Raw genomic sequence first — 24,821 nt, 5'->3', positions numbered from 1 at the left:
AAAAATTTGCAAAAAGATTAAAGAATCTTACCGCTTATTTTATTACCAAGAATACTTCGCACCAAGCCAGAATTGACGGCCAGCTTTGTAACTCACTTTTGTTGCATTAGAAGGACTTGCAGATTCAATGGTTGAATTAAGTACATTTAATACATCTAAGTTTAGTTCTAAATTCGTTTTGCCAATTGGCTGTGTGTATGCAAAGTGCCAATCAAGAGAGAAGCGTTTTTTGAAGTTTTGTTTTTCATAAACATCAATATCTTCACCTGCATATTTACCACATACTGAAGCATAATTATTATTTTCACAATTATCAGTAACATACATCTGATATGGTGCGGTATAATTTAAACGATTTGACCAATTTAAACGGATGCTAGGGAAGTCAAAATTGATGTTAGCAAATAAAGTCCAAGGTCTATTAAAATCAAGAGATGGCATATCTCCTTTATTAATTAATTTACCATCAAAAACAACCTTATCGATTTGTTGCTCTTTTGTTATAACATCATCATAATCTGCTTGCCTTGCTGATGAGTGGTCAATATCAAAATTAGATTTTGTTTTTGAATAGCTCGCTCCTAAATTCCAAGAAATCGTTGTATATTTCGTTTCAAATGGTTTCATTAATCGACCAGTTAAAGTGTAAGAATCAGAGGTGCTACTGCCTTCATTGGTTAAATTATACCAATTTTCTTTATAAGTTCTGATTTTTTTAGTTTTAGGATCAATATACTCAACTTTTTGTTTGCCTGCATATCTGCTAGAAAACTGATCTTTTGCTTTACGGTGTACCCATTTTGCAGTCCATTCAGTGTTTCCAAAACGCTGACTCATACCTAAATTAAATTCATCACTATACGGCGTTTTCAATTTATCTACACCAGATCTTGTCCAATTTGGATTGACTCTATTTGGCACTTTAAGCATAAAGTCATCTTGTGGCTTACTACGATAATAATATTTAATACTTTTTTGTAAATCATCACGTAATGCTGAACTTAACATACTATCAGCATAATATCGGTTTACACCGCCAAAAATACGGGTATTTTTATCGTTGAAAACATTATACGAAGCAGTAAGGCGTGGAGCAATATCAGTGTTACCTAAATATTGATCATAATCAATGCGAATTCCTGGAGTAATTTCAAATTGTTTATATTTAATATTATCTTCAAAATAAACACTATAATGGTTATTGTTTACGACCGTATTTTTTATAGGATAGAAATTTTTTATTTTAATAAATTGTTCACCTTCAATACATGTCGAATCCCCTTCTTTACAAGAATACTTTGGATCTGTAGGTTTCTTAATTTTAGAGGCAGTATAAGTATATAATTCTGTTTTGCGATTAAAGCCTGCTTTTGCAAGATCAGCTTTCCATCCCATACTAAAATTATGCTCAGTATTACCGAATTTAAACGTGTCTATTTGTAAATCTTGTTTTAAAACAAGGCTACGACGATATGTGTCATACTCGCCAAAACCACCTATATCACAATTTAGAGAAATATAATTGTAACTTTTTGGACAAGGAGAGTTTTTATACATTTCTAAAACTCTTTTTCTTTTATTTGTTACAGGATCTCTAACCCAAACATATTTGGCTTTTCCCCAAGAATAGTATTCGCTTCTATCGTGTTTAATTTTATTACCTGATTTTTTCCAAGTAATTTTGGTTGAAAGTGTTGAACTATCAAACAGGTGTTTCCAGTCTAAGGCAATTCGATTACCGCCACCAATATTTGTATAACCAGAATCAGCACGGCTATTGGCAAAATATTTAGAACTGTGGGGAGAGTGCATTAATGATAGTTTTAGCATATCTCTATTAGTAAGTTCATGAGAACCTTTAAGTAAGAAAGTCTCACTATCTCTCTTTTGCTCATTCCAATCTTGACTGCGTCTATTAAAAAATGGGATACGAGAACTTGCTTTATTATAAGAGAACATTACTGCGGTTCTATCATTAACTGGGATATTTACATTTACTGCATAATTATGTTTAGTAAATTTAGGTTGATAGTATAATTCGTCTGCTTTTTTAAAATTTTCTTCATTTTTTTCTTTTTCTTCAGCAGTGTTACCATAAGTATGGAATTTAGTCCAAGCATCACGGGTTGTTCGATAAGAAATGCTTCCTGATATTTTTTCATCAAAACTTGGATCTTTTAACTTGGCGTCAATAACCCCACCAGTAAATTGCCCATATTTAGCAGAAATATTACTATCATAAACCGTTACGCTATCAATAATATCCGAATTAATCCAAAATGACTGAGTACCTCCAGCAGGTAAAACAGCAGGGCTTCTACCATCAGGATTTGCAAGTAATCGACCATTTCCAGATCCAGGATGAATATTATCATTATTAGACATTCCATCAATTAACCAAGCATTATTATAAAAACGTTCTCCGTGAAAAGAGACATTTTCAGGGGAAATTTCCCCTTGAGTTTCTGATACATCTGCAAAATTTTGGAAACGAACATTAGGATTAGATTTTAATAAATCGCTGACTGTCCCATTTTTTGTAGGGAGGCGACTAATCTCAAGGCTATTTAGTTTTTGCGTTCCCATTTGTTGAGCAAAAGAACCGCCATAAACTAAAATAGGAGCAAGTTCAGTACTATTTTGTGCTGTGATTTTAGGGTGATTATCATTCCCTTCTGCACTTGAATTTTGAGCTATTGAGGCAATGGGAGACAATCCAATCATTATACAAATATAAATATTTGAAAATTTCATTAACAACTCCGATAGATTAAAATAAATAGCCTTTATTTTAATGCAAAAAAGAATTATTATCAATAACAAGAAATGTGAAATTAACGCAGGTAGGGTTCAAGGATAGCCTTGAACCCTATTGTTAAACTTATAGAGTTTATGGAATGGTGTCCGATGTTTTTAGCTTCAATGTCATACTTATTGACAAAAAGCTATTACTTCATAGAATCCAAAATTTTATCAATATGTTCTTTTTGAGTATGTTCATTTAAGAAGCAAAATCTTGTAATTGTTTCATCGTGCCAATGTGTTGGCATTACAAATCCTTTGCCTTGTTGATGTAAATTGATAGACCATTCTATATAATCTTTATCTTTCCAACCTATTCTACGGAGCATAACCACAGATAAACTTCTAGGACGAACCAGTTCAACGTAAGGAAGTTCTTTTATTTTTTCTTCGGCATATATGGCAAGATCAATCGCATAATCAACTTTTTTACCATAACTTTCCGTTCCATTGGTGGCTAAAGCAAACCAAAATGGTAAACCACGAACACGACGTGATAATTGAATTTGATAATCAGAAGGATTAAATCCTTTTTGTAATTCTTCAAAAATATCAAGATAAGGCGCTTGTTGAGTATGTGCAAATTTTGCTTGTTCCATATCTCTATAAACAATTGCGCCACAATCATAGGGTGTAAACATCCATTTGTGTGGATCGATGGTTAAACTGTTCGCCATTTCTACCCCGTTAAATAAAGGTCGCATACGAGGAGAGGCCATAGCGCCACCTCCATAAGCAGCATCTACGTGCATCCATATATTGTGAGTTGTACACCATCGTCCGACAGATTCTAGATCGTCAATTACACCTGCATTTGTCGTTCCTGCACTCGCAATAACACAAAAAACTCTTGCTTTATCTTCATCAGATAAAGCATCGAATGTTTCTTGAATCGTTTGAGCCGTTAATTTATCTTCTTCATTAAGATTTGCCATAACAATATCGCAATCAATCACTCTTGCCATAGATTTATTTGAAGAATGTGAACTGCTTGCTGTGATAAGTAATAATCTACTTTTAGCATATTGTGGATTTTTTCGACGGAAATTCTCACGAGCAGTGACAAGGGCAGATAAATTGGCAGCGGTTCCACCACTTGTAAACACGCCAAAAGCAGTTTTAGGCAAATTAGCTAAACTCACAATCCATCTCATTGCTTCATTTTCACAGAAAATGCCACCGCCTCCTAATAACCACTTACATCCATTAATACAAGATGATGAGGTGACTAGATCAAAAAGAGAGGCTGATGGAGAGGGAGATGAGGGAATAAAGGATAAGAATAGGGGATGATCTGTTGGAATGGTTGCTGGGATTAAGTGTTTTTTAAAAAGGGATAACGCATTTTCACTACCAATACCGTCCTTTGTTATTGTTTCGCCAACCAACGCTTTAAGATCTTCTTCTGATTTTGATTCCCCAATATTACGAACAGGAGATGTTGTACGGCGTACAGCAAAACGAGCAACATCCATCATTTCATCCATTAATTCGATATCAATACTATATTTGGATTTTAAATAGCTTTCTTCTTTCATTATTAAATTCCTTATGGATATAAGAATTAAAAGTGTACTAATAAAAAATTTAATTAAGAATTTTTTGGGAATTATATCTATACTCTTAAAGTAATCAATAGAAATATCTTAAAATTAATAACCAATTGATTTCCATTCAAGTATGATTTTGTATTGTTGAAGCGGGTAGATTATTGTTATTTTTTGCAAAATTTATTGAACATCTACCCGCTTAATATTGAACGCTAAGGACTAGCTAGATTTATTGATTAAGAATTGAGTTAATAATGGTACTGGACGTCCTGTTGCTCCTTTAGAAGCCCCCGTTTTCCAAGCAGTTCCTGCAATATCTAAATGCGCCCATTTATATTTTTCAGTAAAGTTGGAGAGGAATACTCCTGCAGTAATAGCGCCTCCAAAACGACTACCAACGTTAGCTAAATCGGCAAAGTTTGATTTTAAATCTTCCTGATATTCTTCATCCATTGGTAAACGCCACGTTTTGTCGTGCGCTTGTTTGGATGCTGTTAATAATTCATCAGCAAAGCTATTATCAGGAGAGAGTAAACCAGTATTTACTTGACCTAAAGCCACCACACAAGCTCCTGTTAAGGTTGCAATATCAATCACACATTCAGGATCAAAACGCTCTACATAAGTTAATGCATCGCAAAGTACTAAACGTCCTTCTGCATCGGTATTTAATACTTCTACGGTTTTACCAGACATTGTGGTTAAAATATCCCCTGGTCGATAAGCATTGCCATCAGGCATATTTTCACAGCCAGCTAAAACACCAATCACATTAAGTGGAAGTTGTAATTCAGCAAGGGCTTTCATTGTACCGTAAACAGAAGCGGCACCGCCCATATCATATTTCATTTCATCCATTGCAGCAGAAGGTTTAATTGAGATACCACCTGAGTCAAAAGTTAAGCCTTTACCCACTAAAACGATAGGTTTAGTATCTGGATTTGAGGCGTTTTTATATTCAATAATTGACATATAAGCAGGATTTTCAGAGCCACGAGATACCGCTAAATAACTGTTCATTTTAAGATCAGCCATCTGTTTTTCATCAATCACAGTGGTGCTGATTGTTGAGTATTCCGTATCAAGTTGTTTTGCCAATTCAGCAAGATAGGCAGGATTACAAATATTTGGAGGACAATTCGCCACATTTTTTGCAAATTTTACACCTAATGTTACCGCTTGAGCGTGAAAAATAGCACGATCGGCTTCTGTTGTGTTATCAGTATTAAAATAAAAGTGGTTTAAGCAGTAAGGATCGGTTTTTTTAGTTTTAAATTCATCATAAGTGTAAAGAGTATCGAGTATCGTTTCAACAGCGAAGCGGACAGCCCAATATTCATTACGATCTTGAATCTTGATATCATTTAAAAATAAGCTGATGGTTTGAACAGTCGTCTTTTTTAGAGTGTTAATTATGGTGCTAATGATCTGTTTATATTGCTTTTCATTCAGAGGATCTTGTTTACCATAGCCCACTAATAGTACACGAGAGGTGATATTTGGAATAAGGTGTAATAAGAAACTTTCACCGATTTTTCCTTTAAAATCGCCTTTTTTCAGTAATTCTGATAAGTAATGTTGTGCTGTATTATCGAGTTTTTCAGCATTAGTAGAAAGTATGCCATTTTCATATACACCGACAACAATACAATCTGCATTATGTTCAAAGTTTAAACATTTTGATTCAAATTTCATTTTATTTTCCTTATTTATTTTTATTGAGAAGATAAAACTATCTCTTTCACCATAAATTGCAAGTAAAAAATGAATTTTAGTGATTTTTTGTCTCTAAAACGGTATTATTACTCAATTATTAGCGGTGGGATTCTATAAAAAATTTGCAAAAAAGTATAACAATCTTACCGCTTATTTTATTTAATGATTTATTTAAACGAGATAATTATTGTGATTTTTAGTCGATATTTAACCAAAGAGATTTTTAAAAGCCAAATTGCGATTCTCTTTATTTTGCTGTTGATCTTTTTTTGTCAGCAATTGGTTAGAGTGTTAAGTTCTGCGGTGAGTGGAAAAATTCCTACCGATTTAGTGGTTCATTTACTGGGTTTGGGTATGCCAACAATGGCACAACTGATGTTGCCTCTTTCTCTTTTTGTGGCGTTATTACTGACATTAGGGCGTTTTTATGCCGAAAGTGAAATTACAGTGATGAGAGCCTGCGGAGTTGGGCAAGGTGTGTTAGTTAAAGTGGCGCTGTTTCTCTCTGTTTTTACTACAGCATTGGCGACTTATAATGCCTTTTGGGTTAACCCTTGGGCGATGAGTAAACAAAGTGAATTATTGGCAGAAGCAGAAACCAATCCTCGTTTTTCAGCCCTTTCTGCAGGGCAGTTTATGTCAACTGGGGGCTATGTACTTTATATTGATAATATTACAGGTAATAGTATTAATGATATCTTTGTTTTTCAACCTACTCAGAAAAAGAAAAATCGTCCGTCTGTGGTTACTGCTGAATCAGGGCAGTTAACAGGTCTTCCAAATGGCGATCAGGTATTGATGTTAAATAACAGTACTCGTTTTGAAGGTACTCCTCAAACAGTTGATTTTAAGGTTTCACATTTTGAAAAATATTCTGCATATTTAGGATATAAAAATGTGGATTCAACGGATAATCAGCTAGAGAAAGCTGGTTTTAGTGAGCTATTAAAAGATAAATCTACTTATGCTCAAGCAGAGTTACAATGGCGTTTAGCATTGATTCTTGCGGTGCCTTTAATGGCGTTATTAGCTGTTCCGATGAGCAGTGTTAATCCTCGTCAGGGACGTTTTGCAAAATTGTTACCTGCTTTGTTGTTATATTTGATTTATTTTTTATTACAGAGTGCTTTGAAATCAGCAGGTGCGTCTGGAAGGGTGAATGCTACGTTATTGATGCCATTGGTTTCTGTGGGATTTTTTGTGTTGGCTACAATATTGAGTAGTTGGGATACTCGGTGGTTTGTTGCATTGCGTCATCGTTTAAGTATTAAGAGGTAGGAAAATGAATGTATTAGAGCGTTATATAGGCAAAACCATTCTTTCTGCCATTATGTTAACCTTATTTGTTCTCGTGGGATTAGGCGCAATTATTAAGTTTGTAGAGGAGTTTCGTCAGGTTGGTAGAGGTACTTATGATGGATTACACGCCGCCTATTATACTTTTTTGATGATTCCTCGAGATATTGAAACCTTTTTTCCTATCGCAGCTTTATTAGGCTCTCTTGTAGGGTTGGGAGGGCTGGCAAGCCGTAGCGAGTTAGTGGTAATGCAGGCCTCAGGTTTTTCTCGTTTTAAGATTGGTGTCGCAGTAATGAAGACAGCATTACCTTTGGTGCTGATTACAATGGTAATGGGGGAATGGGGCGTGCCTCAAACAGAGCAGTTTGCTCGGAATATGCGATCGATTGCTCAAACGGGTGGTTCAATGCTTGCTACAACCAATGGTTTTTGGGCAAAAGATGGCAATAAGTTTGTTTATATTCAACGCATTAAAACAGATAAAGATTTGAGTAATATTTTAATTTATGAGTTTCAGGAAAGAGAATTAAAGTCAGTTTTGAAGTCACCAAAAGCGGTGTATGTGGATAATCACTGGCATTTACAAAATATTGAAAAAGCAGAAATTACACCAACAGGGGTAATAAGAGAGAAAAAGGCAACTCAAGAGTGGAAGACCAGTATTACGCCAAGTAAATTAGGTGTTGTGTCATTAAAAGCAGAGTCTCTTTCACTTTCAGAATTACAAGATTATGTCGCTTTTTTAAAGCAAACAGGACAAGATTCTAAACGTTTTGAAATTACGTTTTGGCGAAAACTTTTTGCACCACTTTCTACGGCTGTAATGATGTTACTTGCAATGTCATTTATTTTTGGACCTCTGAGAAGTAGTACAACAGGGGCTAAGATTGTTTTTGGTATCATTGCAGGATTTGCATTTTATGTTGCGAATATTGTTTTTGGTAACTTAAGTTTAGTGGCTCTGTGGCTACCTATTTCAGTCGGCGCATTGATACCAAGTATGCTGTGCTTATCAGTTGTATGGTGGCTATTGGTCAAAAAAAGAGAGTAGTTTTGATAGTATCTCAAGTGATTTTGTGGATAATTTTTTGATTTATAATTATATTTTTTAGTATAGGAATTTTATGTCTACCCCTCGTTTTGTACATTTACGTGTTCACAGTGATTTTTCAATGATTGATGGTTTAGCGAAAGTAAAATCATTGGTGAAAGAGTGTGTAAATAATAATATGGCTGCATTGGCACTGACCGATTTTTCTAATTTTTGTGGTTTAGTTAAATTTTATAGTGAAGCACAAGGTTCTGGTGTTAAACCTATTATTGGTGCAGATGTATTAGTGCGAGCAACGCCTGATAGTAACGAGTTTGATGAATTAACTTTATTGGCTAAGGACAATGTAGGCTATCAAAATATTACATTGCTTATTTCTAAAGCCTATCAACAAGGTTATGTTGAATTTCCTGTTATTGAACAAGCGTGGTTAGCAGAGCTTAATGACGGTATTATTTTGCTTTCAGGTGGGCGAAATGGGGATATAGGTAAAGCCTTACTTAAAGGAAATGAAGCAGATGCAGATAAAAAAATAGCATTTTATCAGCACTATTTTCCAAATCACTATTATTTATCTGTATGCCGAACTGGTCGAGCAGATGAGGAATATTATATTCAGCAGGTAGTGCAATTTTCACAAAAACATCAACTTCCATTGGTTGCAGTGAATGATGTTTGTTTTTTGAAAGAAGAAGATTTTGACGCTCACGAAATTCGTGTTGCTATTCACGATTCTTTTACTTTAGATGATCCTAAACGTCCTCAGAAATATTCTTCTAAACAATATTTTCGTAGTGAACAAGAGATGTGTGATCTTTTTGTTGATCTACCTCAAGCCATTGAAAATACCATTTATATTGCTCAGCGTTGTAATGTCACAATATGTTTGGGCGAGTATTTTTTACCGAATTTTCCAACGGGAGATCTAACGCCAGAAGATTTTTTAGTAAAAAAATCTCAAGAAGGACTGGAAGAACGTTTAGCATTTTTGTTTCCTGATCCACAAGAGCGTCAAAACAAGCGGTCAGAGTATGACGAACGTTTGCAAATTGAGCTTGATGTAATTAACCAAATGGGGTTTCCTGGTTACTTCTTGATTGTAATGGAGTTTATTCAGTGGTCAAAAGATAACGGTGTACCAGTTGGACCTGGTAGAGGATCTGGCGCAGGATCATTGGTTGCTTATGCGTTAAAAATTACGGATTTAGATCCCCTTAAATTTGATCTTCTTTTTGAGCGTTTTTTAAATCCTGAACGTGTGTCTATGCCCGATTTTGATGTTGACTTCTGTATGGAAGGACGGGATCGTGTGATCGAACACGTATCACAAATGTATGGAAGCAAAGCTGTATCTCAAATTATTACTTTTGGAACGATGGCAGCGAAGGCGGTTATTCGAGATGTGGGACGAGTATTAGGACACCCTTATAGTTTTGTGGATCGTATTTCTAAGCTCATTCCACCAGATCCTGGTATGACCTTAGCAAAAGCCTTTGAGGTAGAACCTAAATTACCTGAACTTTATGAAGCTGACGAAGAAGTGAAATCTTTAATTGATATGGCTCGTAAACTTGAGGGGGTGATCCGAAATGCAGGTAAACACGCAGGGGGAGTAGTGATCGCTCCAAATGCCATTACTGACTTTTCTCCTTTATATTGCGATAGTGAGGGGCTACATCCTGTTACTCATTTTGATAAAAATGATGTTGAATATGCGGGTTTGGTTAAATTTGACTTTTTAGGGTTACGTACGCTAACCATTATCAAATGGGCATTAGAGATGATTAATGCGCGTTTAGCGAAAGAAGGGAAAGAACCAGTTTGTATTGAAAGCATCCCACTTGATGATAAAGTGTCTTTTGATTTGTTGTTGAAATCAAAGACCACCGCAGTATTTCAGCTTGAATCTCGTGGTATGAAAGATCTTATTTCACGATTAAAACCAGACTGTTTTGAAGATATTATCGCACTAGTAGCCCTATTCCGTCCAGGTCCACTTGGATCTGGTATGGTAGAGAATTTTATTGATCGTAAACACGGTCGAGAAGAGGTTTCTTACCCAGATGTAAAATACCAACACGATAGTTTGAAAACGATCTTAGAACCTACTTATGGTGTTATTCTTTATCAAGAGCAAGTAATGCAGATTGCACAGGTACTGGCGGGTTATACTTTGGGTGGCGCAGATTTATTACGCCGAGCAATGGGTAAGAAAAAGCCAGAAGAAATGGCAAAGCAACGTTCGGTTTTCAAAGAGGGTGCAATCAACAACGGTATTGATGGTGACCTTGCAATGAAAATTTTTGATTTGGTAGAAAAATTTGCAGGTTATGGGTTTAATAAATCACACTCGGCTGCTTATGCATTGGTTTCCTATCAAACGCTTTGGTTAAAAGCACACTATCCAGCAGAATTTATGGCTGCTGTGATGAGTTCGGAATTAGATAATACGGAAAAGTTAGTCGGTTTTTATGATGAATGTATCAATATGGGCTTAACCGTGATTCCACCAGATGTAAATTCAGGACAACACCATTTTAGTGTGAATGAAAAAGGTGAAATAGTTTATGGTTTAGGTGCAATTAAAGGGGTTGGAGAAGGTCCTGTTGATGCTTTACTTGAAGCTCGTAAAAAAGGTATTTTTAAAGATTTATTCGATTTAACTGCTCGTATTGATTCAAAGAAAATCAATCGTCGTACGTTTGAAGCTTTAATTATGTCAGGTGCTTTTGATAATTTAGGCCCACATCGTGCTGCTATAATGAAAAATTTAGAGGATGCCCTGAAAGCGGCTGACCAACACAGTAAAATGGAGGCATTGGGTCAGGCAGATATGTTTGGTGTTCTTACTGAAACACCAGAAGAAGTACAAAAAGCTTATGCACACACGCCAAAATGGACTGAGAAAGTGATTTTAGAAGGGGAGAAGAAAACTCTTGGTTTATATATTAGTGGACACCCAGTAGGACGTTTTTTAAAAGAGCTTTCACATTATACTTCAATAAAATTAGGCGAGTTACAACCTACAGCTAAAGGTCAAACAGTTACAGTGGCAGGGTTAGTAATGGATTCTCGTGTGGCAGTAACGAGAAAAGGTAGCCGTATTGGGATTGCATCGATAGAAGATCGCTCAGGTAAATTAGATATTACACTTTTTTCTGACTCTTTAGAGAAATATGGAGATTTATTAGAGCAAGATAAAATTATTGTCGCAACAGGATCAGTACAGTTTGATAATTTTAATGGTGGCTATCGTATGCTCGTTCGTGAAATGATCTCTCTTGATGAAGCTCGTAGCCGTTACGCAAAAAATCTTGCATTAGTGATCGATCAAGAGCAAATTACTCCTCAATTTATCCAAAAACTCAGTGACATTATTACGCCAAATAAAGAAGGGACGTTACCATTACATTTTTATTATCAAAGTCCTCAAGCAAGAGCCTTGATAAAGAGTGGTGTAGAGTGGCGTATAACGCCAAAAAATGAAATGATTGAATCACTCAAACTCTTCTTAGGTGAAACCGCTGTTGAATTTGAGTTTGAGTGATGAATGATGTTTAGTTAGTTTTATTATCTTGCTTAATCATCAGTTTAGACTAACGCCGAAGCTGATACTGATGATTTAATTTTGGTCATTGCTAACACGACTAAAAAGACGATTGCTTGTAAAATCACGATACAAGGTCCTGTTGCACCATCAATATGGAAGCTGATAATGGTACCTAGAACACTGGTTACCATAGAAACCAAAATAGCAATAGTTAGCATTATTTCAAAACGCTTAGAAAGCGTGTAACCAATAATACCCGGTGAAATTAACATTGCGACCACTAAAATAATACCAACTACCTGCATTGCTGAAATAATACTGAATGCTAATAGACTCAGTAACGTGTAGTGTAAAACTCTTGGAGAGAGTCCTGCTACACGAGCATGGCTGGGATCGAAACAGTAAAGTAAAAAATCCTTTCTTTTGATATAGACAATTGCAAAAACCACACTACAAATAATAACGGTTTGTATGGTTTCTGAATAACTAATCCCCAATAAATTACCAAATAAAATATGAGTAAGATGTTGAGAGGTTTTTATTTTACTAAACATTACTAAACCGAGCGCAAACATTCCAGCAAAGACGATTCCCATTGCAGTATCTTCTTTAATACGGCAGTTTTCTTTTATAAACCCAATAGCTGTAGTACAAGCAATACCAGAAGCAAAAGCACCAATTGCGATAGGGAAACCAAAGAACGCTGCCAATACAATACCTGGTAATACTGCGTGAGAAATAGCATCTCCCATTAAAGAGCAGCCTTTTAGGACGAGATAGCAAGACAAAATAGCACATACAATAGAAACAAACAGCGCAGTAACTAAAGCGTGTTGCATAAATCCATATTGAAACGGTTCAATTAACCATTGGAATAAATCAGCCATTATCTACCTCAATTGTTTTATTTTTAGCAATATAGCCATATTTCGGTGAGAAAAAGAAAGCAAGGAGAAACACTAATGTTTGAAAACAAACAATTAAACCACCTGTTGTACCGTTTAAGTAATAACTGATATAAGCACCGATACCACTGGTAAAAATACCGAGTAAAACAGAAATAATCAGCATTGTTCTAAAACGATCTGTTAACAGGTAAGCTGTTGCTCCTGGTGTAATTACCATCGCAATGATCAAGACAGCACCAACAGTTTGTAGAGCTACCACAACGCAAGCACTTAATAAGCTAAAAAACATTATTTTGTAATGAAGCGGTTTTAATCCTACTGCAATCGCTTGTGTTTCATCAAAGAAAATGAGCAATAAATTTTTCCAGTACAATAGTAGAAAAACAAGGCTAACACTAATTACGATTAACATTTGTACAACATCTTCATCTGCAATCCCTAAAATATTACCTAAAATAATATCTTGGACATTTACAGCGGTTGGATTCATTGAAACAATGAGTAAACCAATAGCTAAAAATGTTGTAAAAATGAAACCAATAACGGCTTCTTCTTTTAATTTTGTGACGGATTTTATCCATAAAATGGCGAGGGTCGCTAATAAACCCGACGCAAAAGCACCAACAGCATAAGGAATGCCAAATGCATAAGCAATTGCCACACCTGGTACGACAGCGTGTGACAATGCATCACCAATTAATGACCAACCTTTAAGAATAAGATAAGCAGATAAAAAAGCACAAATCCCACCAGCGGCGGCACTTAAAAAAATGGCTTTTACCATAAACTCATATTGAAAAGGCTCTAATAATAATGTCATCATTTTTACGATCCTTTCTCTTGATTATGAGTCTCAAAAGAACGCAGAGTACCACCAAAAACACGCTGAATATTTTCAGAAATAAAGGTAGATTTTGTGGTTCCTGATGCAATGACCGTACGATCAATCATTACAATGTGGTCACAATAGTGAGGAATGCTTTCTAAGTGGTGGGTTGATACTAAAATTAAGCACCCCTCTTCACGCAATTCACCTAGTAATGCCATAATGGCATTTTCAGTACTGATATCAACACCAGTAAAAGGCTCATCAAGTAAAATAATTTTACTCTGTTGAACCAATGCCCTTGCGAGGAAAACACGTTTCTTTTGACCACCAGAAAGCTCTCCAATTTGACGATCCGCCAACTGCTCAATACCTAATCGTTCCATTGATTGTTGTACAATCTGTTTATCTTCTTTAGACGCTATTCGTAGGAAATTCATATAACCATAACGACCTTGCAACACAACATCATAAACAGAAATTGGAAATTCCCAATCGATTTCTTCTGTTTGAGGAACATAAGCAATTAAGTTTTGTTTTAATGCGTCATTGATAGGTAAATTACATAGGCTAACCGTACCTTGTTGTGGGGTAACTAGCCCCATCAAACTTTTAAATAAAGTTGATTTTCCACTACCATTAGCACCTACTAGTGCGCAGGTTGTTCCACCTTCTAGTTGGAAAGAAACATCATAAATGGCAGTGTGTCCGTTATTGTAACGAACGGCAATATTATCAACTGCAATAGAGGGAAGAGTAGTTTTCATCTTATTTTTCAAATCCTTCTACAATAGTCGTCACCGTTGTTTTTAATAAATCAATATAAGTTGGGACTGGACCATTCGGATTAGAAAGTGAATCTACATACAGAACGCCACCATATTTAGCACCATTTTCTTTGGCAACTTGTTTGGCAGGTTTTGGTGAAATAGTACTTTCACTAAATACAACTGGAATATTGTGTTTACGTACTTTATCAATTAAGTTTTTTACTTGATCTGGAGAACCTTGTTGTTCTGAATTGATTGGCCAAATGTAAGCTTCTTTATATCCATAATCCCTTGCTAAGTAGCTAAAGGCTCCTTCACTTGTTGCTAGCCAGCGTTGAGATTCAGGTACTTGTGATAATTTAGCTCGTAATGGTGCATCAAGCTGTCTAATTTTTTCTAGATACGCTTTCGCATTTTTTTCATAATTTTTGGCATTGTCTGGATCGTATTTTACAAACGCATTTTTAATATTTTCAATATAAACTTCAGCATTTTTTGGGGACATCCAAGTGTGTGGATTTGGTCTTCCTTTATATTCGCCTTCATAAATATCCATAGGTTCGATACCGTCTGTAATTACCACATTAGGTAAATCACCAATATCGTGAAGGAATTTTTCAAACCATTTTTCTAAATATAGACCATTCCATAAGATAAGATTTGCATCTTGTGCTTTCACAATGTCTTTAGGGGTTGGTTGATAGCCGTGAATATCAGCATTAGGTTTGGTAATTGAAACGACAGTAGCACTATCTCCTGCTACATTTTGAGCCATATCTTGAATAACCGTAAAAGTGGTTACTACTTTAAATTTGGCATAACTTAATGGACTAAATAGGCTACCAATAAGTAAACTGGTTAAGAGCAATTTATTTTTCATTTTTTCTCCTTGAATGTAATAAAATAAAACGCTCTTTCACTCTAGTGTAAGTAAAAATGATTGTCAATAAAAAAAGTAGGGGTTTTGTGTATATTTACAGCGCAGTTGTTTTTTTAGACAAGAATTACTTGCTAACTTTATATTTTCCTATGATACAATGTAGCATACACTAACAGCTTAAAAGGAACATAAAATGACAAAAGAATATCAAGAAACAATTTTTAGTAAAATTATCGGTAAAGAAATACCTGCTGATATTGTATATCAAGATGACTTGGTTACTGCATTTAGAGATATTTCACCTCAAGCAAAAACGCATATTTTGATTATTCCGAATAAGTTTATTCCTACGGTTAATCACGTTACAACAGAAGATGAAAAAGTATTAGGACGTTTAATTACAACAGCGGCTAAAATTGCGAAGCAAGAAGGTATTTCAGAGGATGGATACCGCTTAATTATGAATTGTAATCAGCACGGTGGACAAGAAGTATTTCATATTCATATGCATCTTGTTGGCGGTGAACCTTTAGGTAAAATGTTATCAAAATAGGTTGAATATATTATGAGATTAACGCAATTCGTCAAAATCATAGTGTATGTTACGACAGTTATCCTATTGAGTGGCTGTGTCAATAAGGCGAGTGATACATCACTGAGTAGTGAGACACCTTTAATTAATATTGAAGAGAGATTATCGCAATATATTGAGGTAGAATCTAATTTAGAGAGCGTGTTAGTTAAAAATAAGACGGCTGAACCACTTGGGATACTGTATAAGGTATTTTGGTATGGTGAACAGGGAACGACACAACAATCTAATGTAAAATGGCGATCTTTACGATTAATGCCAAAACAAACATCAGTGATTAAACTTAAAAAACCAACATTAGCTAGTGTCAATTATCGTATTTACTTACGTGAAAATGATACCAAAGGAATCTAGGGTAACCCATTGATGGAACAGCAATTATGGCTGAATAATTATTTTAAACAAGCGGTACGATTTGTGACAAATTTTGCAAATCTTACTGCTTGTAGTCAAATTATTGAACTTGAAAACCATCAACGATATATCATACATACCCAAACTGATAGAGCCACAAAGTTAGGCATTAATTATGCTTTGGAATCGCAAATTTTAACCGCAATTTCACCACTTAATATTGCACCTAAGGTGATTTATTGTGATGCTCCACATTTTATTCTGAGTTATATTGATGGCAAAATTCCTACGCAATATTCAGATAGTTTATTAAAAAAATTAGCAGTAAATTTAGTAAAATTACATCAATTTGATGGTTCACAAGCGGTCACATTGTCACAACATTTTGCACATTTAGATATTATTGAGCGTTGCTATTTTTTATATTATCAACTTCCTGTCACAGAGCAGCAACACATTGATTTATCTGTTTTGCAACCTATCAAACCTTTTAGTCAGAGTATTTGTCATCACGATTTACATTTAGCTAATTTTGTAGAAAGCAACAATCAATTATTTTTGATTGATTGGGAATATACCGCCGTGTCTGACCCTGCTTTAGATATTGCATTATTTTTTTATGGTAACAACCTTACTATCGAACAAAAGAAAGACTTTTTAACCCATTATCTGAATTTAATCCATTTTAATGAAGAGTTGTTTACTGCCAAAATAGCAGAGTATCAGCCATCAATTAACTTATTGAATATATTATGGAATAAATTAGCGACAAATGGCATAACTTCTTTGCAAATTTAACGCTCTCAGATTATGATCCACCATATTTTATTTTTTAGCAGAAAGAGTACGAGAAAATCAAACCAATGAGCAATCAAGCAAATAAAAAACAAACCTATAATTTTAATAAATTACAAAAACGCCTTCGCCGTAATGTGGGAAATGCAATCGCCGATTTTAATATGATTGAAGAGGGTGATAAAGTAATGGTATGTCTATCTGGTGGAAAAGACAGCTATACCTTGCTGGATATTTTATTAAACCTCCGCATTAATGCACCGATCCATTTTGATATTGTGGCGGTGAATTTAGATCAAAAACAGCCTGAATTTCCTGAACATATTTTACCTGAGTATTTAGAAGGTATTGGAGTTGAATATAAAATTGTACAAGAAGATACTTACGGTATTGTGAAAGAAAAGATTCCAGAGGGTAAAACTACGTGTTCCCTTTGCTCCCGTTTACGTCGAGGTATTTTATATCGCACTGCTACAGAGTTAGGGGCAACAAAAATCGCATTAGGACATCATCGTGATGATATGTTAGAAACTTTGTTTCTAAATATGTTTTATGGTGGAAAAATGAAGTCTATGCCACCTAAGTTGATGAGTGATGATGGTAAGCAAATTGTTATTCGTCCACTGGCTTATTGCAAAGAAAAAGATATTATTAAATATTCTGATGCAAAACAGTTCCCTATTATTCCGTGTAACCTATGTGGTTCACAACCTAATTTACAACGTCAAGTTATAAAAGAAATGCTACAAACTTGGGATCGCCAATATCCAGGTCGAATTGAAACAATGTTTAGTGCCTTGCAAAATATTACGCCCTCGCATTTGTGTGATACTTCATTGTTTGATTTTAAAGGGATTAAACACGGCGTAAGACTAGAGGGCATTGAAGGGGATATGGCGTTTGATAAAGAAGATGTTGTTACACCTATTTTTAATGAAGATGATGTTGAGCAGTATGTAGAAAGTGGTCTAATTCAATTTAAAGCGGTTTCTTAAGGGTTTTAGAATATTATTCAATAAGCTATAAAAATGGATTGTAGGGTGCGGATTAATAAACGTAGTTTGTGTATATCCGCCCGTTGCTCGATATCAAATTCTCACAACACATTATTAGACATAAATATAGCGGGTAGATCAAATTGAAAATTTACAAATTTAATTTTTTACGTGGATGCAGGGCATACCCTATCTCTATAATGTATTTATATATCAATGAGTTATGCGATAAGTTGACAAAGCATAGCGAGTAGATTAAAGCACAAATTTACACTGTTCAACACTACTGTGAACGTTCGTTCATTTTTCACTAGCCCTTTAAGTCATATTTGTTTAGAATATGCTTTAATTATTTTTAAATACGCTATTTAAAGGACAGATGATGAAAATATCCAAAATCACATTGAGCTTATTTGTTGCCGTTGCAATCACAGGTTGTGCGAATAAAATGAGCCAAGATGGTAGTCTTGAACAAGTTCAAAAAAATTATAACAGTTATAAAGAGATCGTAAAGCAGTATAAAATTGATACTCAATGGTGGCTTGGATATCAAGATCCGCAATTAAATCAATTAATTGAAACAGCTTTAGCTAATAATAAAAATTTGGCAAAAAGTGCAATTTTAGTTAATAAAGCCCTTTATAACGCAAACCTATTGGGAGCAAATTTAGTCCCTACTTTTAGTGCAACAGGGCAGTCTTCAGCCGTAAAAGGAGCAGGGCATTCTGCGAAAAATCCACGCTCAACAGGTACTTCTGTGGTGACACATAGTGCAAATCTCAATTTAAGTTATACCCTCGACCTATGGCAACGTTTATCAAACAGTGCCAGTGCGGCGGAGTGGGAAAAAAATGCAACAGCGGAAGATTTAGAAGCAACTCGTTTGGCTTTAATTAATGCCGTGATTAATACTTACTACAACTTAGCGTATTTTAATGAAGCTATTCGCATTACTCAACAAAGCATTAATAACTATACAAAAATCAGTCGAGTAATGAATAATAAATACAAATCAGGAATGATCACACAACTTAATGTTGATCAATCAATGCAAGCGGTATTACAAGCAAGAAACAGTTTAATTAATTTACAAACAGCACAAAAAACTGCTGAACAAACACTGCGTAATTTATTGAATTTAAAACCAAATGACAGTATTCCTGTTAAATATCCAAATTTATTAAAAGTGAAATTACAAGGTGTGAATACCGATGTACCTGTTTCGACTATTGCAAACCGTCCTGATCTAAAATCTGCTTTATTCCGTTTACAAAGCGGTTTTAAAAGCCTACAAGCAACGGAAAATAGTTGGTATCCAACCCTCAGTTTAGGGGCGAGTTTATCAGGCTCTGCTCCATTGGTGGGCGATATTGCAAATAATCAGCTACTAGGTGGTACGTTATCTTTTAATTTACCTTTCTTAGATTGGAATAGAGTAAAATTAAATATTAAAATTTCAGAACAGAATTATAAATTAGCGAAGTTAAATTATGAACAAATCGGTACTAAAGCATTAAATGAAATTAGCACCTACTACTACACTTATAAACAATCGAAAAAAAGCCTAAGCAATCTAAAAAAAACCTATTTCTACAACAAGAGAATTAGTCGCTACTATCAAAACCGCTATAAAGAAGGTGTTTCTGAACTACGAGATTGGTTAAATGCAATCAATACTGAAAATGGTTCAAAACTGGCAATTATTCAAGCCAAATATAATACCCTACAATATGAAAACCTTGTTTATCAGGCAATGGCAGGGAAGTATAGTAAGTAGTTGATTTTTAAGCGGTATGATCTTTTTATTTTTTTGCAAAAATGGAGTCATACCGTTGTGTTAATTAATTTTTTTAGATTTATTTATCATTTTATTTAACCAAAAGTACCACAATTTCGGCACTTTCTTTTTCTGCCTTCTGATGTATTAACAGTTAATTCATTATCAAAAAGAGTTATCCAATCGTGTTCCGCTGACCCTAAATATTCATCATCACATCGTCTGCAACGATAAATAATTCTACAATTACTACTGTCTTTTCCAATTTTTTCGTGACTATGAACTACTTTAAACTCATCGTGCTTACAATGAGAGCATTGTCTACGAGCATCACAGCGACCATAGTAGGTATATTCCCATTCGCTATAATTATGATGAATACCTGTGACATATTTATTACAACGCGGACAAGTTTTTTCTACATAACACAATGGCTTCCCTTCTTGGTGAGACCACTCGCCAGCGTGCCAACCAACAAGGCAAGAACCAGCCTTTGCCATCTTGCTTACTCCATCTGTTATTTTACCCAAAAAGCTCCGTTGTCTAACATTTTGATTTTCTTTTGGTGGATCTTCTTGTTCTATTTCATCTTCTAATTCCTGAGAAGATAAATGTTCATTTTCAATGATTTCCTTTAACCATTCTTTTCTTTCATCTATTACTTCATCTTCATCTTCATCTACAACATTAAACTCATTTATTTCTTTTAAGTAAATATTTATTCCACCAAAAAGTAACTCTAAATCATTATATTCAGGTTGTGATAAGTCAATAATACTTTTCTTATCATTAAGTATGAGGGAATTGGATAATGTATTCTTTTTAACGGTAATACTTTCAATATTAGATAAAGAAATAATAAAAGGATCTTTTAATAATTCCTTACAAAATAACATTTCATTTGTTATAACAATGCCTTCTTTAGCACTTCCAAATACAGTATTATCAATTAGAATTTCAATATCATCAGGTTCTATTTCAAAGCCAAAAGAGTTAATCACATTCTTCATTTTTGGCATAGGAATATAAGGTTTAAAATAAACCTTATTGGCATTTTGAAGTAAATCAACATCTACATAATCTAAAATATTCATTTTATGCTTCCCCTTTAATTAAATTATCATCTAAAATAATTTCTATCTCATCTTCTAACTTTTCAATAGTTGGTAGTTCAGCTATTTTTATTACCTTACGCTTTCTAACTTCATCAATAATTAACGGTTCAATTAAATCAATTGCAAAATTTCGTTTTGATTCTTGCTTAAACATATCTTGTAAAACTTCAATACTTAATTTTTCAGATAATCCGTCTAATACGCTTTCTGCTTCTTGTTGTGAAAGTAAATAATCTTCGGCTAAATGATTAAAATGAATGGCTAAAATTTCTTGCATTTCCACAATGTCATCTTTTGAAAAATAATCTAAAATTGTTTTGGTTAATGAAGATGAACTACTTCCAACAGCAACCGAACCAACTAATCCTGCAATAATTGGAGCTACGCCACCTGTTGTCACACCACTTACTAATGCCACACCTCCAATCCAGCCAGCTGTTCCACCTAACACACCAGCCGTTGTTGTCGTTACATTTTTAGCTACTTGTTTTCCTGATTGATACCCCATAAACATTTTATAAAAATCAGGAACAGATATCACAATCGTCGTAACCGCTCCTGTAATAATATTTCCACGTAATAATTTACTTGCACTATTCATTGCAGCTGCACCATAAATAGATGATTGCCCTACACGAGAGGAATTGGCAATAATACTGGCTGTTTTTGAACCCATTTTTTCAACAAGATAGCCAGTTGCTGGTTTTAGCCCTTTTACAATACCTGTTTTTGCAATTTGAGAGGTAATAATTGAACTGACCCAAGAAATTCCCCCTACTTTTAAACCTGTATAACAGGATTCTTTTAGTGCAATTTTATAATCCTTTCCTGACCACATCGCATAAGCAAAACTCACTAATGCACTGACACCCATTGTCGTGCCAGCCACTCTAATCCCATTAATTGCATCAAAAGTCAGGCTTTCTATTGTGCCAAATTTAGTAATGTTTTTAATTTGTTGATAAGTAAATGGGCTTTTTATTATTGTGTCTTTCGCTAACTGTTTAGCAAGATTTTCTATCTCTGATTTGCTCATTCCTGAAATATCAACAACTTGCCCTCGTCTTACTCGTTCTTCAAAAGATTTAATCGCATTATCATAAACATCTTTGGGAACTTCAATTTTCATAGGATTTCCATTTTGATCCCAATAGCGGAATTTACCTGTGGCTTTATCTATACAAGATTTAATGCAATCGCCCCCTTTTCTACAAAATTTTGTTTGAATTTCGACCCCATTTACTAATCTATCTGCACCATTTTTCGTATTATCATCGCCAATAATGTGTGCTTTTTTACCTGTTATTTTGTCAAAGAGATGATTTGTTTTTTCTGCTGCAAAACCGTGTCTACCTGTTGGGTTATCATAGATTTTTACGTTATCAGAATAATTTTGAGCTGATTGAATATTGCCCTGAGCAATGCCTATAAGCTCTGCATTGTTGTCACTTTTTTCTTTTTTCATAGTAAAATCTCAATAGATAATTTAATAAAAAAGCTGAACTATCATATTGATAATTCAGCTCGTTAATTAAGAATATTTTCTTCTTAAAAAGGCAATTTGAATAACTGCAGGAACAGTTACTCGCTTAGCAGGGCTTGCAATATCCATCAATGTCCAAGCCCCTGTTAATCCCCAACCAATAGGTCCTGTCGCAGCTCCTAAAATACGTCCAAATGTTGTACCCGCTAAAAGAGTTCCTACAGTAGATATACCAAATATTCCCCACCCTAATTCTAAAAAGACAGGTGTTGTCATCGTTTTTCTTATTCCAACTAAAACTGCTGATGTTAAAGCCTGTTTCCCCATATTTTCAGTAGGAATATTTAATTTCTCTGCAACCGCATTTAATTCTTCTTCCGATAATTCCTCAATCGATTTTTCTAGTACTTTATCAAGTAAATTTTTCTCAATTAAGGCTGTTGCAGACTCTTTATTAAAATTCACTTTTAAAGTATCACAAACATCACAAAGAATTTCTCGATAAGTAACTCCTTTACCTCCTCTTACTAATGTTACAAAAGTATTTGCTCCAAAAGTTTGCAAGTCAGCAATAATTTCTTTCCAATATTTTTGATGATCTGGATAGTACGTTTTATATTCTTTGGTTTTTGTTAACCCTTCTGTGTAACGCTTTTTACCATCTTTATCTTTAGTTAAAATATCAACTAGTGGTTGTAAATCTTCGTTTTCGCAGTTTGCTAAAAACTCTAAATCAGCATCATAACGATAAGCCATAATAATTCTCCTATAAAATTAAAAAATTTATCCCACCCAAACCACTTCTACACGATTATTCGCTAAATCACGAACAATCTCATAATCAGGATTAAGAGTGAGGATATTGTGAGCTACTATTGAAGCGAGGGATAACACACCCCAACGGTAATTAAGTACACCAGATAACCCTGTTACTAAACGGTTTTTGGTGTAAATTCGGCACTTTAAATATTTGTTTTCTATTGTCTGTTCTAAATCACTACATACTTGAAGCATATCGCTGATGTCTACACCACAAATTTCAAAACTGGTATGTGTATCAATCAAACCATTTATCAGTGACTTATACTCTGTTACATCAATTTTCATTTTTTCTCCTATTTGCTTTCTGCAATATATTGTTGTAATTTCTTAACCATTTCAGTTTGTAGTTCGGTTGGGCTAATGATGGTTAAGTGAGGAATCCAATATTGCACAATAGGTACAATATCTAAGGAATGCACATTTTTGCATACTAGTAATAATTCGCCGTTTTCCAATTTACGTACTAATTCTTGGTTGGGTAATAATTTACGTCTTGTAAAATAAGGGGCGGCAAAGGTGGATACTTGCACGACCACTTCGGATAATTGATTACCAAATGAAATACTGTCATTCTTTTTAATTTCATTTAATAATTGATTATTTGGTGTGAATGTATTATTTAGCCGTTGTAACGCGGTGATTTGAGTAAAACAGAATGTTTTTTGTTTGTCGTGATCGGTACCAATTAAATACCACACGCCATTTTTATTGATTAAGCTATAAGGTGCAATTTGGTAAAATTTGTTCTCGATCTGACCGCTTGGGTTACGTTTTGTGTATTTAAAACTCACAAAATGATGATTATCAATGGCTTGTTTTAGTAAATTAAATTCTTTTTCAAGATGATTGATTTGTTCATATTGAAAGCCTTTAATTTGTACACTTTGGGTTAATTTTTCTTGAAAAAAATCACGATCAATTTTAGGAAATAGGTTAGAAATACTGGCAAATAATGAAAAACGGTCAATATCTTCATCACTTAACACGCCCATTTTATTACGGTTAATTTTATAATAACCATTGCCACACTCTTCCCACTCCAAAAAACTCAAACGTTCAAAATCTCGCTGAATAGTACGAGGTGTTATATCAAATTCACTCGCCATTTCATCAATATTAAGACGTTTACCTTGATTAAGGTAAACGAGAATTTTGCTAATTCTTCGTGCTAATTTTTCTGTTTTATTCATAATATAATCACTATGTTGTAAATCAATGAAGATAATTTAACAAAGGCGAATAACCTAATCACGTCAGGTTGTGTCGCATTGAAAAATTTTTCAAAATAACCCAGTAAATGAAAAATAATGTATTGACAATAAACAGTATTATATGTTACCCCCCCCTGCACGATGTCAAGGGTTTTTTGTTTAAAAATCAGTATATTGAAGAAGATTTATGTATTTTTTTATAGCGGTATGATCTTGATCAAAATTTGCAAAAAAGAGGATGTTAATTTTTTATTACGACACAAAGCAACCGTTTGCCTTTGTGTTTATTATCCAGTAGAATTGACCCTTCATTTTTATTTTAGGA

19 protein-coding genes and 1 pseudogene are annotated in these 24,821 nt (G+C 34.4%); 8 read left to right on the top strand and 12 right to left on the bottom strand.

The annotated features are described in order from the left end of the window. Positions 1-42 precede the first annotated feature (42 nt). From A6B44_RS06590 to A6B44_RS06580, 3 genes are all read right to left on the bottom strand, one after another. Positions 43-2,754 (bottom strand): TonB-dependent receptor plug domain-containing protein, encoded by a 2,712-nt coding sequence (locus A6B44_RS06590; RefSeq protein WP_090919269.1) that lies wholly within the window; start codon positions 2,752-2,754, stop codon positions 43-45. Between the two features lie 194 nt (positions 2,755-2,948). Next, positions 2,949-4,340 carry a pyridoxal phosphate-dependent decarboxylase family protein gene (locus tag A6B44_RS06585; RefSeq protein ID WP_090919274.1) on the bottom strand — a complete coding sequence of 464 codons (1,392 nt, stop codon included), beginning with the start codon at positions 4,338-4,340 and terminating at the stop codon, positions 2,949-2,951. A gap of 231 nt (positions 4,341-4,571) precedes the next feature. Beyond that, entirely contained in the window at positions 4,572-6,047 is a 1,476-nt protein-coding gene (locus A6B44_RS06580) for a leucyl aminopeptidase (protein WP_090919277.1), read from the bottom strand. 210 nt (positions 6,048-6,257) lie between these two features. On the opposite strand from A6B44_RS06580, the gene lptF reads away from it, so the two are divergent. From lptF to dnaE, 3 genes are all read left to right on the top strand, one after another. Beyond that, positions 6,258-7,346 (top strand): LPS export ABC transporter permease LptF, encoded by a 1,089-nt coding sequence (gene lptF, locus A6B44_RS06575; RefSeq protein WP_090919641.1) that lies wholly within the window; start codon positions 6,258-6,260, stop codon positions 7,344-7,346. 4 nt (positions 7,347-7,350) lie between these two features. Further along, positions 7,351-8,418 (top strand): LPS export ABC transporter permease LptG, encoded by a 1,068-nt coding sequence (gene lptG / locus A6B44_RS06570; protein WP_090919280.1) that lies wholly within the window; start codon positions 7,351-7,353, stop codon positions 8,416-8,418. Between the two features lie 73 nt (positions 8,419-8,491). Then, entirely contained in the window at positions 8,492-11,965 is a 3,474-nt protein-coding gene (dnaE, locus tag A6B44_RS06565; protein ID WP_090919283.1) for a DNA polymerase III subunit alpha, read from the top strand. A gap of 44 nt (positions 11,966-12,009) precedes the next feature. On the opposite strand, the gene A6B44_RS06560 is transcribed toward dnaE, so the two are convergent. The 4 genes and pseudogenes from A6B44_RS06560 to A6B44_RS06545 all read right to left on the bottom strand — a co-directional run bounded on the left by A6B44_RS06560 (position 12,010) and on the right by A6B44_RS06545 (position 15,352). Continuing rightward, a complete protein-coding gene (locus tag A6B44_RS06560) occupies positions 12,010-12,855 on the bottom strand; it encodes a metal ABC transporter permease (RefSeq protein WP_090919285.1) in 846 nt (281 codons plus the stop codon). Next, positions 12,848-13,699: a metal ABC transporter permease gene (locus A6B44_RS06555; protein ID WP_090919288.1), complete on the bottom strand. Its 852-nt coding sequence runs from the start codon at positions 13,697-13,699 to the stop codon at positions 12,848-12,850. The genes A6B44_RS06560 and A6B44_RS06555 overlap by 8 nt, the downstream gene beginning before the upstream one ends. Before the next feature lie 38 nt (positions 13,700-13,737). Continuing rightward, positions 13,738-14,469: pseudogene (locus A6B44_RS06550) on the bottom strand (metal ABC transporter ATP-binding protein); the annotation flags it as partial. 1 nt (position 14,470) lies between these two features. After that, positions 14,471-15,352, bottom strand: a complete 882-nt coding sequence (locus A6B44_RS06545) for a metal ABC transporter substrate-binding protein (protein ID WP_090919296.1) — start codon at positions 15,350-15,352, stop codon at positions 14,471-14,473. Between the two features lie 193 nt (positions 15,353-15,545). Here A6B44_RS06545 and hinT point away from each other — a divergent pair, with 193 nt between their 5' ends. The 5 genes from hinT to tdeA all read left to right on the top strand — a co-directional run bounded on the left by hinT (position 15,546) and on the right by tdeA (position 19,865). Then, on the top strand, positions 15,546-15,905 hold the full coding sequence (gene hinT / locus A6B44_RS06540; RefSeq protein WP_090919299.1) for a purine nucleoside phosphoramidase: 360 nt from the start codon (positions 15,546-15,548) through the stop codon (positions 15,903-15,905). 12 nt (positions 15,906-15,917) lie between these two features. Beyond that, positions 15,918-16,298 (top strand): DUF1425 domain-containing protein, encoded by a 381-nt coding sequence (locus A6B44_RS06535; protein WP_090919302.1) that lies wholly within the window; start codon positions 15,918-15,920, stop codon positions 16,296-16,298. 12 nt (positions 16,299-16,310) lie between these two features. Beyond that, positions 16,311-17,096, top strand: a complete 786-nt coding sequence (locus A6B44_RS06530) for a phosphotransferase (protein WP_090919305.1) — start codon at positions 16,311-16,313, stop codon at positions 17,094-17,096. Positions 17,097-17,161: 65 nt separating this feature from the next. Further along, the gene (gene ttcA, locus A6B44_RS06525) at positions 17,162-18,088 is read left to right on the top strand and encodes a tRNA 2-thiocytidine(32) synthetase TtcA (RefSeq protein ID WP_090919308.1); all 927 of its coding nucleotides are present in this window, start codon (positions 17,162-17,164) and stop codon (positions 18,086-18,088) included. 382 nt (positions 18,089-18,470) lie between these two features. After that, positions 18,471-19,865 carry a toxin/drug exporter TdeA gene (tdeA, locus tag A6B44_RS06520; RefSeq protein ID WP_090919311.1) on the top strand — a complete coding sequence of 465 codons (1,395 nt, stop codon included), beginning with the start codon at positions 18,471-18,473 and terminating at the stop codon, positions 19,863-19,865. Between the two features lie 95 nt (positions 19,866-19,960). Here the strand turns inward: tdeA and A6B44_RS06515 are convergent, their stop codons facing one another. The 5 genes from A6B44_RS06515 to A6B44_RS06495 all read right to left on the bottom strand — a co-directional run bounded on the left by A6B44_RS06515 (position 19,961) and on the right by A6B44_RS06495 (position 24,475). Further along, positions 19,961-20,959, bottom strand: coding sequence for a hypothetical protein (locus A6B44_RS06515; protein ID WP_090919314.1), 999 nt, complete (start codon positions 20,957-20,959; stop codon positions 19,961-19,963). Position 20,960: 1 nt separating this feature from the next. Next, positions 20,961-22,445 carry a YeeR family protein gene (locus tag A6B44_RS06510; protein ID WP_218061363.1) on the bottom strand — a complete coding sequence of 495 codons (1,485 nt, stop codon included), beginning with the start codon at positions 22,443-22,445 and terminating at the stop codon, positions 20,961-20,963. A 66-nt stretch (positions 22,446-22,511) separates the two neighbouring features. Beyond that, positions 22,512-23,219, bottom strand: coding sequence for a DUF3944 domain-containing protein (locus A6B44_RS06505; protein ID WP_090919317.1), 708 nt, complete (start codon positions 23,217-23,219; stop codon positions 22,512-22,514). A gap of 27 nt (positions 23,220-23,246) precedes the next feature. Next, positions 23,247-23,570 carry a hypothetical protein gene (locus A6B44_RS06500; RefSeq protein WP_090919320.1) on the bottom strand — a complete coding sequence of 108 codons (324 nt, stop codon included), beginning with the start codon at positions 23,568-23,570 and terminating at the stop codon, positions 23,247-23,249. A gap of 8 nt (positions 23,571-23,578) precedes the next feature. Then, positions 23,579-24,475, bottom strand: a complete 897-nt coding sequence (locus tag A6B44_RS06495) for a helix-turn-helix transcriptional regulator (protein WP_090919323.1) — start codon at positions 24,473-24,475, stop codon at positions 23,579-23,581. Positions 24,476-24,821: the final 346 nt, after the last annotated feature.

It is taken from the genome of Pasteurella skyensis, assembly GCF_013377295.1.
GTDB lineage: Bacteria > Pseudomonadota > Gammaproteobacteria > Enterobacterales > Pasteurellaceae > Phocoenobacter > Phocoenobacter skyensis.
The sequence above is the reverse complement of the archived record's forward strand: the minus strand, read 5'-3'. Positions and strand labels throughout refer to the sequence as shown.

What these genes read in the sequence shown, in the direction of transcription:
- A6B44_RS06555 (WP_090919288.1), bottom strand. Translation starts at nt 13,699, where the DNA reads ATGATGACATTATTATTAGAGCCTTTTCAATATGAGTTTATGGTAAAA.
- hinT (WP_090919299.1), top strand. Translation starts at nt 15,546, where the DNA reads ATGACAAAAGAATATCAAGAAACAATTTTTAGTAAAATTATCGGTAAA.
- A6B44_RS06560 (WP_090919285.1), bottom strand. Translation starts at nt 12,855, where the DNA reads ATGGCTGATTTATTCCAATGGTTAATTGAACCGTTTCAATATGGATTT.
- A6B44_RS06535 (WP_090919302.1), top strand. Translation starts at nt 15,918, where the DNA reads ATGAGATTAACGCAATTCGTCAAAATCATAGTGTATGTTACGACAGTT.
- lptG (WP_090919280.1), top strand. Translation starts at nt 7,351, where the DNA reads ATGAATGTATTAGAGCGTTATATAGGCAAAACCATTCTTTCTGCCATT.
- A6B44_RS06510 (WP_218061363.1), bottom strand. Translation starts at nt 22,445, where the DNA reads ATGAAAAAAGAAAAAAGTGACAACAATGCAGAGCTTATAGGCATTGCT.
- A6B44_RS06530 (WP_090919305.1), top strand. Translation starts at nt 16,311, where the DNA reads ATGGAACAGCAATTATGGCTGAATAATTATTTTAAACAAGCGGTACGA.
- tdeA (WP_090919311.1), top strand. Translation starts at nt 18,471, where the DNA reads ATGAAAATATCCAAAATCACATTGAGCTTATTTGTTGCCGTTGCAATC.
- A6B44_RS06500 (WP_090919320.1), bottom strand. Translation starts at nt 23,570, where the DNA reads ATGAAAATTGATGTAACAGAGTATAAGTCACTGATAAATGGTTTGATT.
- A6B44_RS06495 (WP_090919323.1), bottom strand. Translation starts at nt 24,475, where the DNA reads ATGAATAAAACAGAAAAATTAGCACGAAGAATTAGCAAAATTCTCGTT.
- A6B44_RS06505 (WP_090919317.1), bottom strand. Translation starts at nt 23,219, where the DNA reads ATGGCTTATCGTTATGATGCTGATTTAGAGTTTTTAGCAAACTGCGAA.
- A6B44_RS06515 (WP_090919314.1), bottom strand. Translation starts at nt 20,959, where the DNA reads ATGAATATTTTAGATTATGTAGATGTTGATTTACTTCAAAATGCCAAT.
- ttcA (WP_090919308.1), top strand. Translation starts at nt 17,162, where the DNA reads ATGAGCAATCAAGCAAATAAAAAACAAACCTATAATTTTAATAAATTA.
- A6B44_RS06590 (WP_090919269.1), bottom strand. Translation starts at nt 2,754, where the DNA reads ATGAAATTTTCAAATATTTATATTTGTATAATGATTGGATTGTCTCCC.
- A6B44_RS06585 (WP_090919274.1), bottom strand. Translation starts at nt 4,340, where the DNA reads ATGAAAGAAGAAAGCTATTTAAAATCCAAATATAGTATTGATATCGAA.
- A6B44_RS06580 (WP_090919277.1), bottom strand. Translation starts at nt 6,047, where the DNA reads ATGAAATTTGAATCAAAATGTTTAAACTTTGAACATAATGCAGATTGT.
- A6B44_RS06545 (WP_090919296.1), bottom strand. Translation starts at nt 15,352, where the DNA reads ATGAAAAATAAATTGCTCTTAACCAGTTTACTTATTGGTAGCCTATTT.
- dnaE (WP_090919283.1), top strand. Translation starts at nt 8,492, where the DNA reads ATGTCTACCCCTCGTTTTGTACATTTACGTGTTCACAGTGATTTTTCA.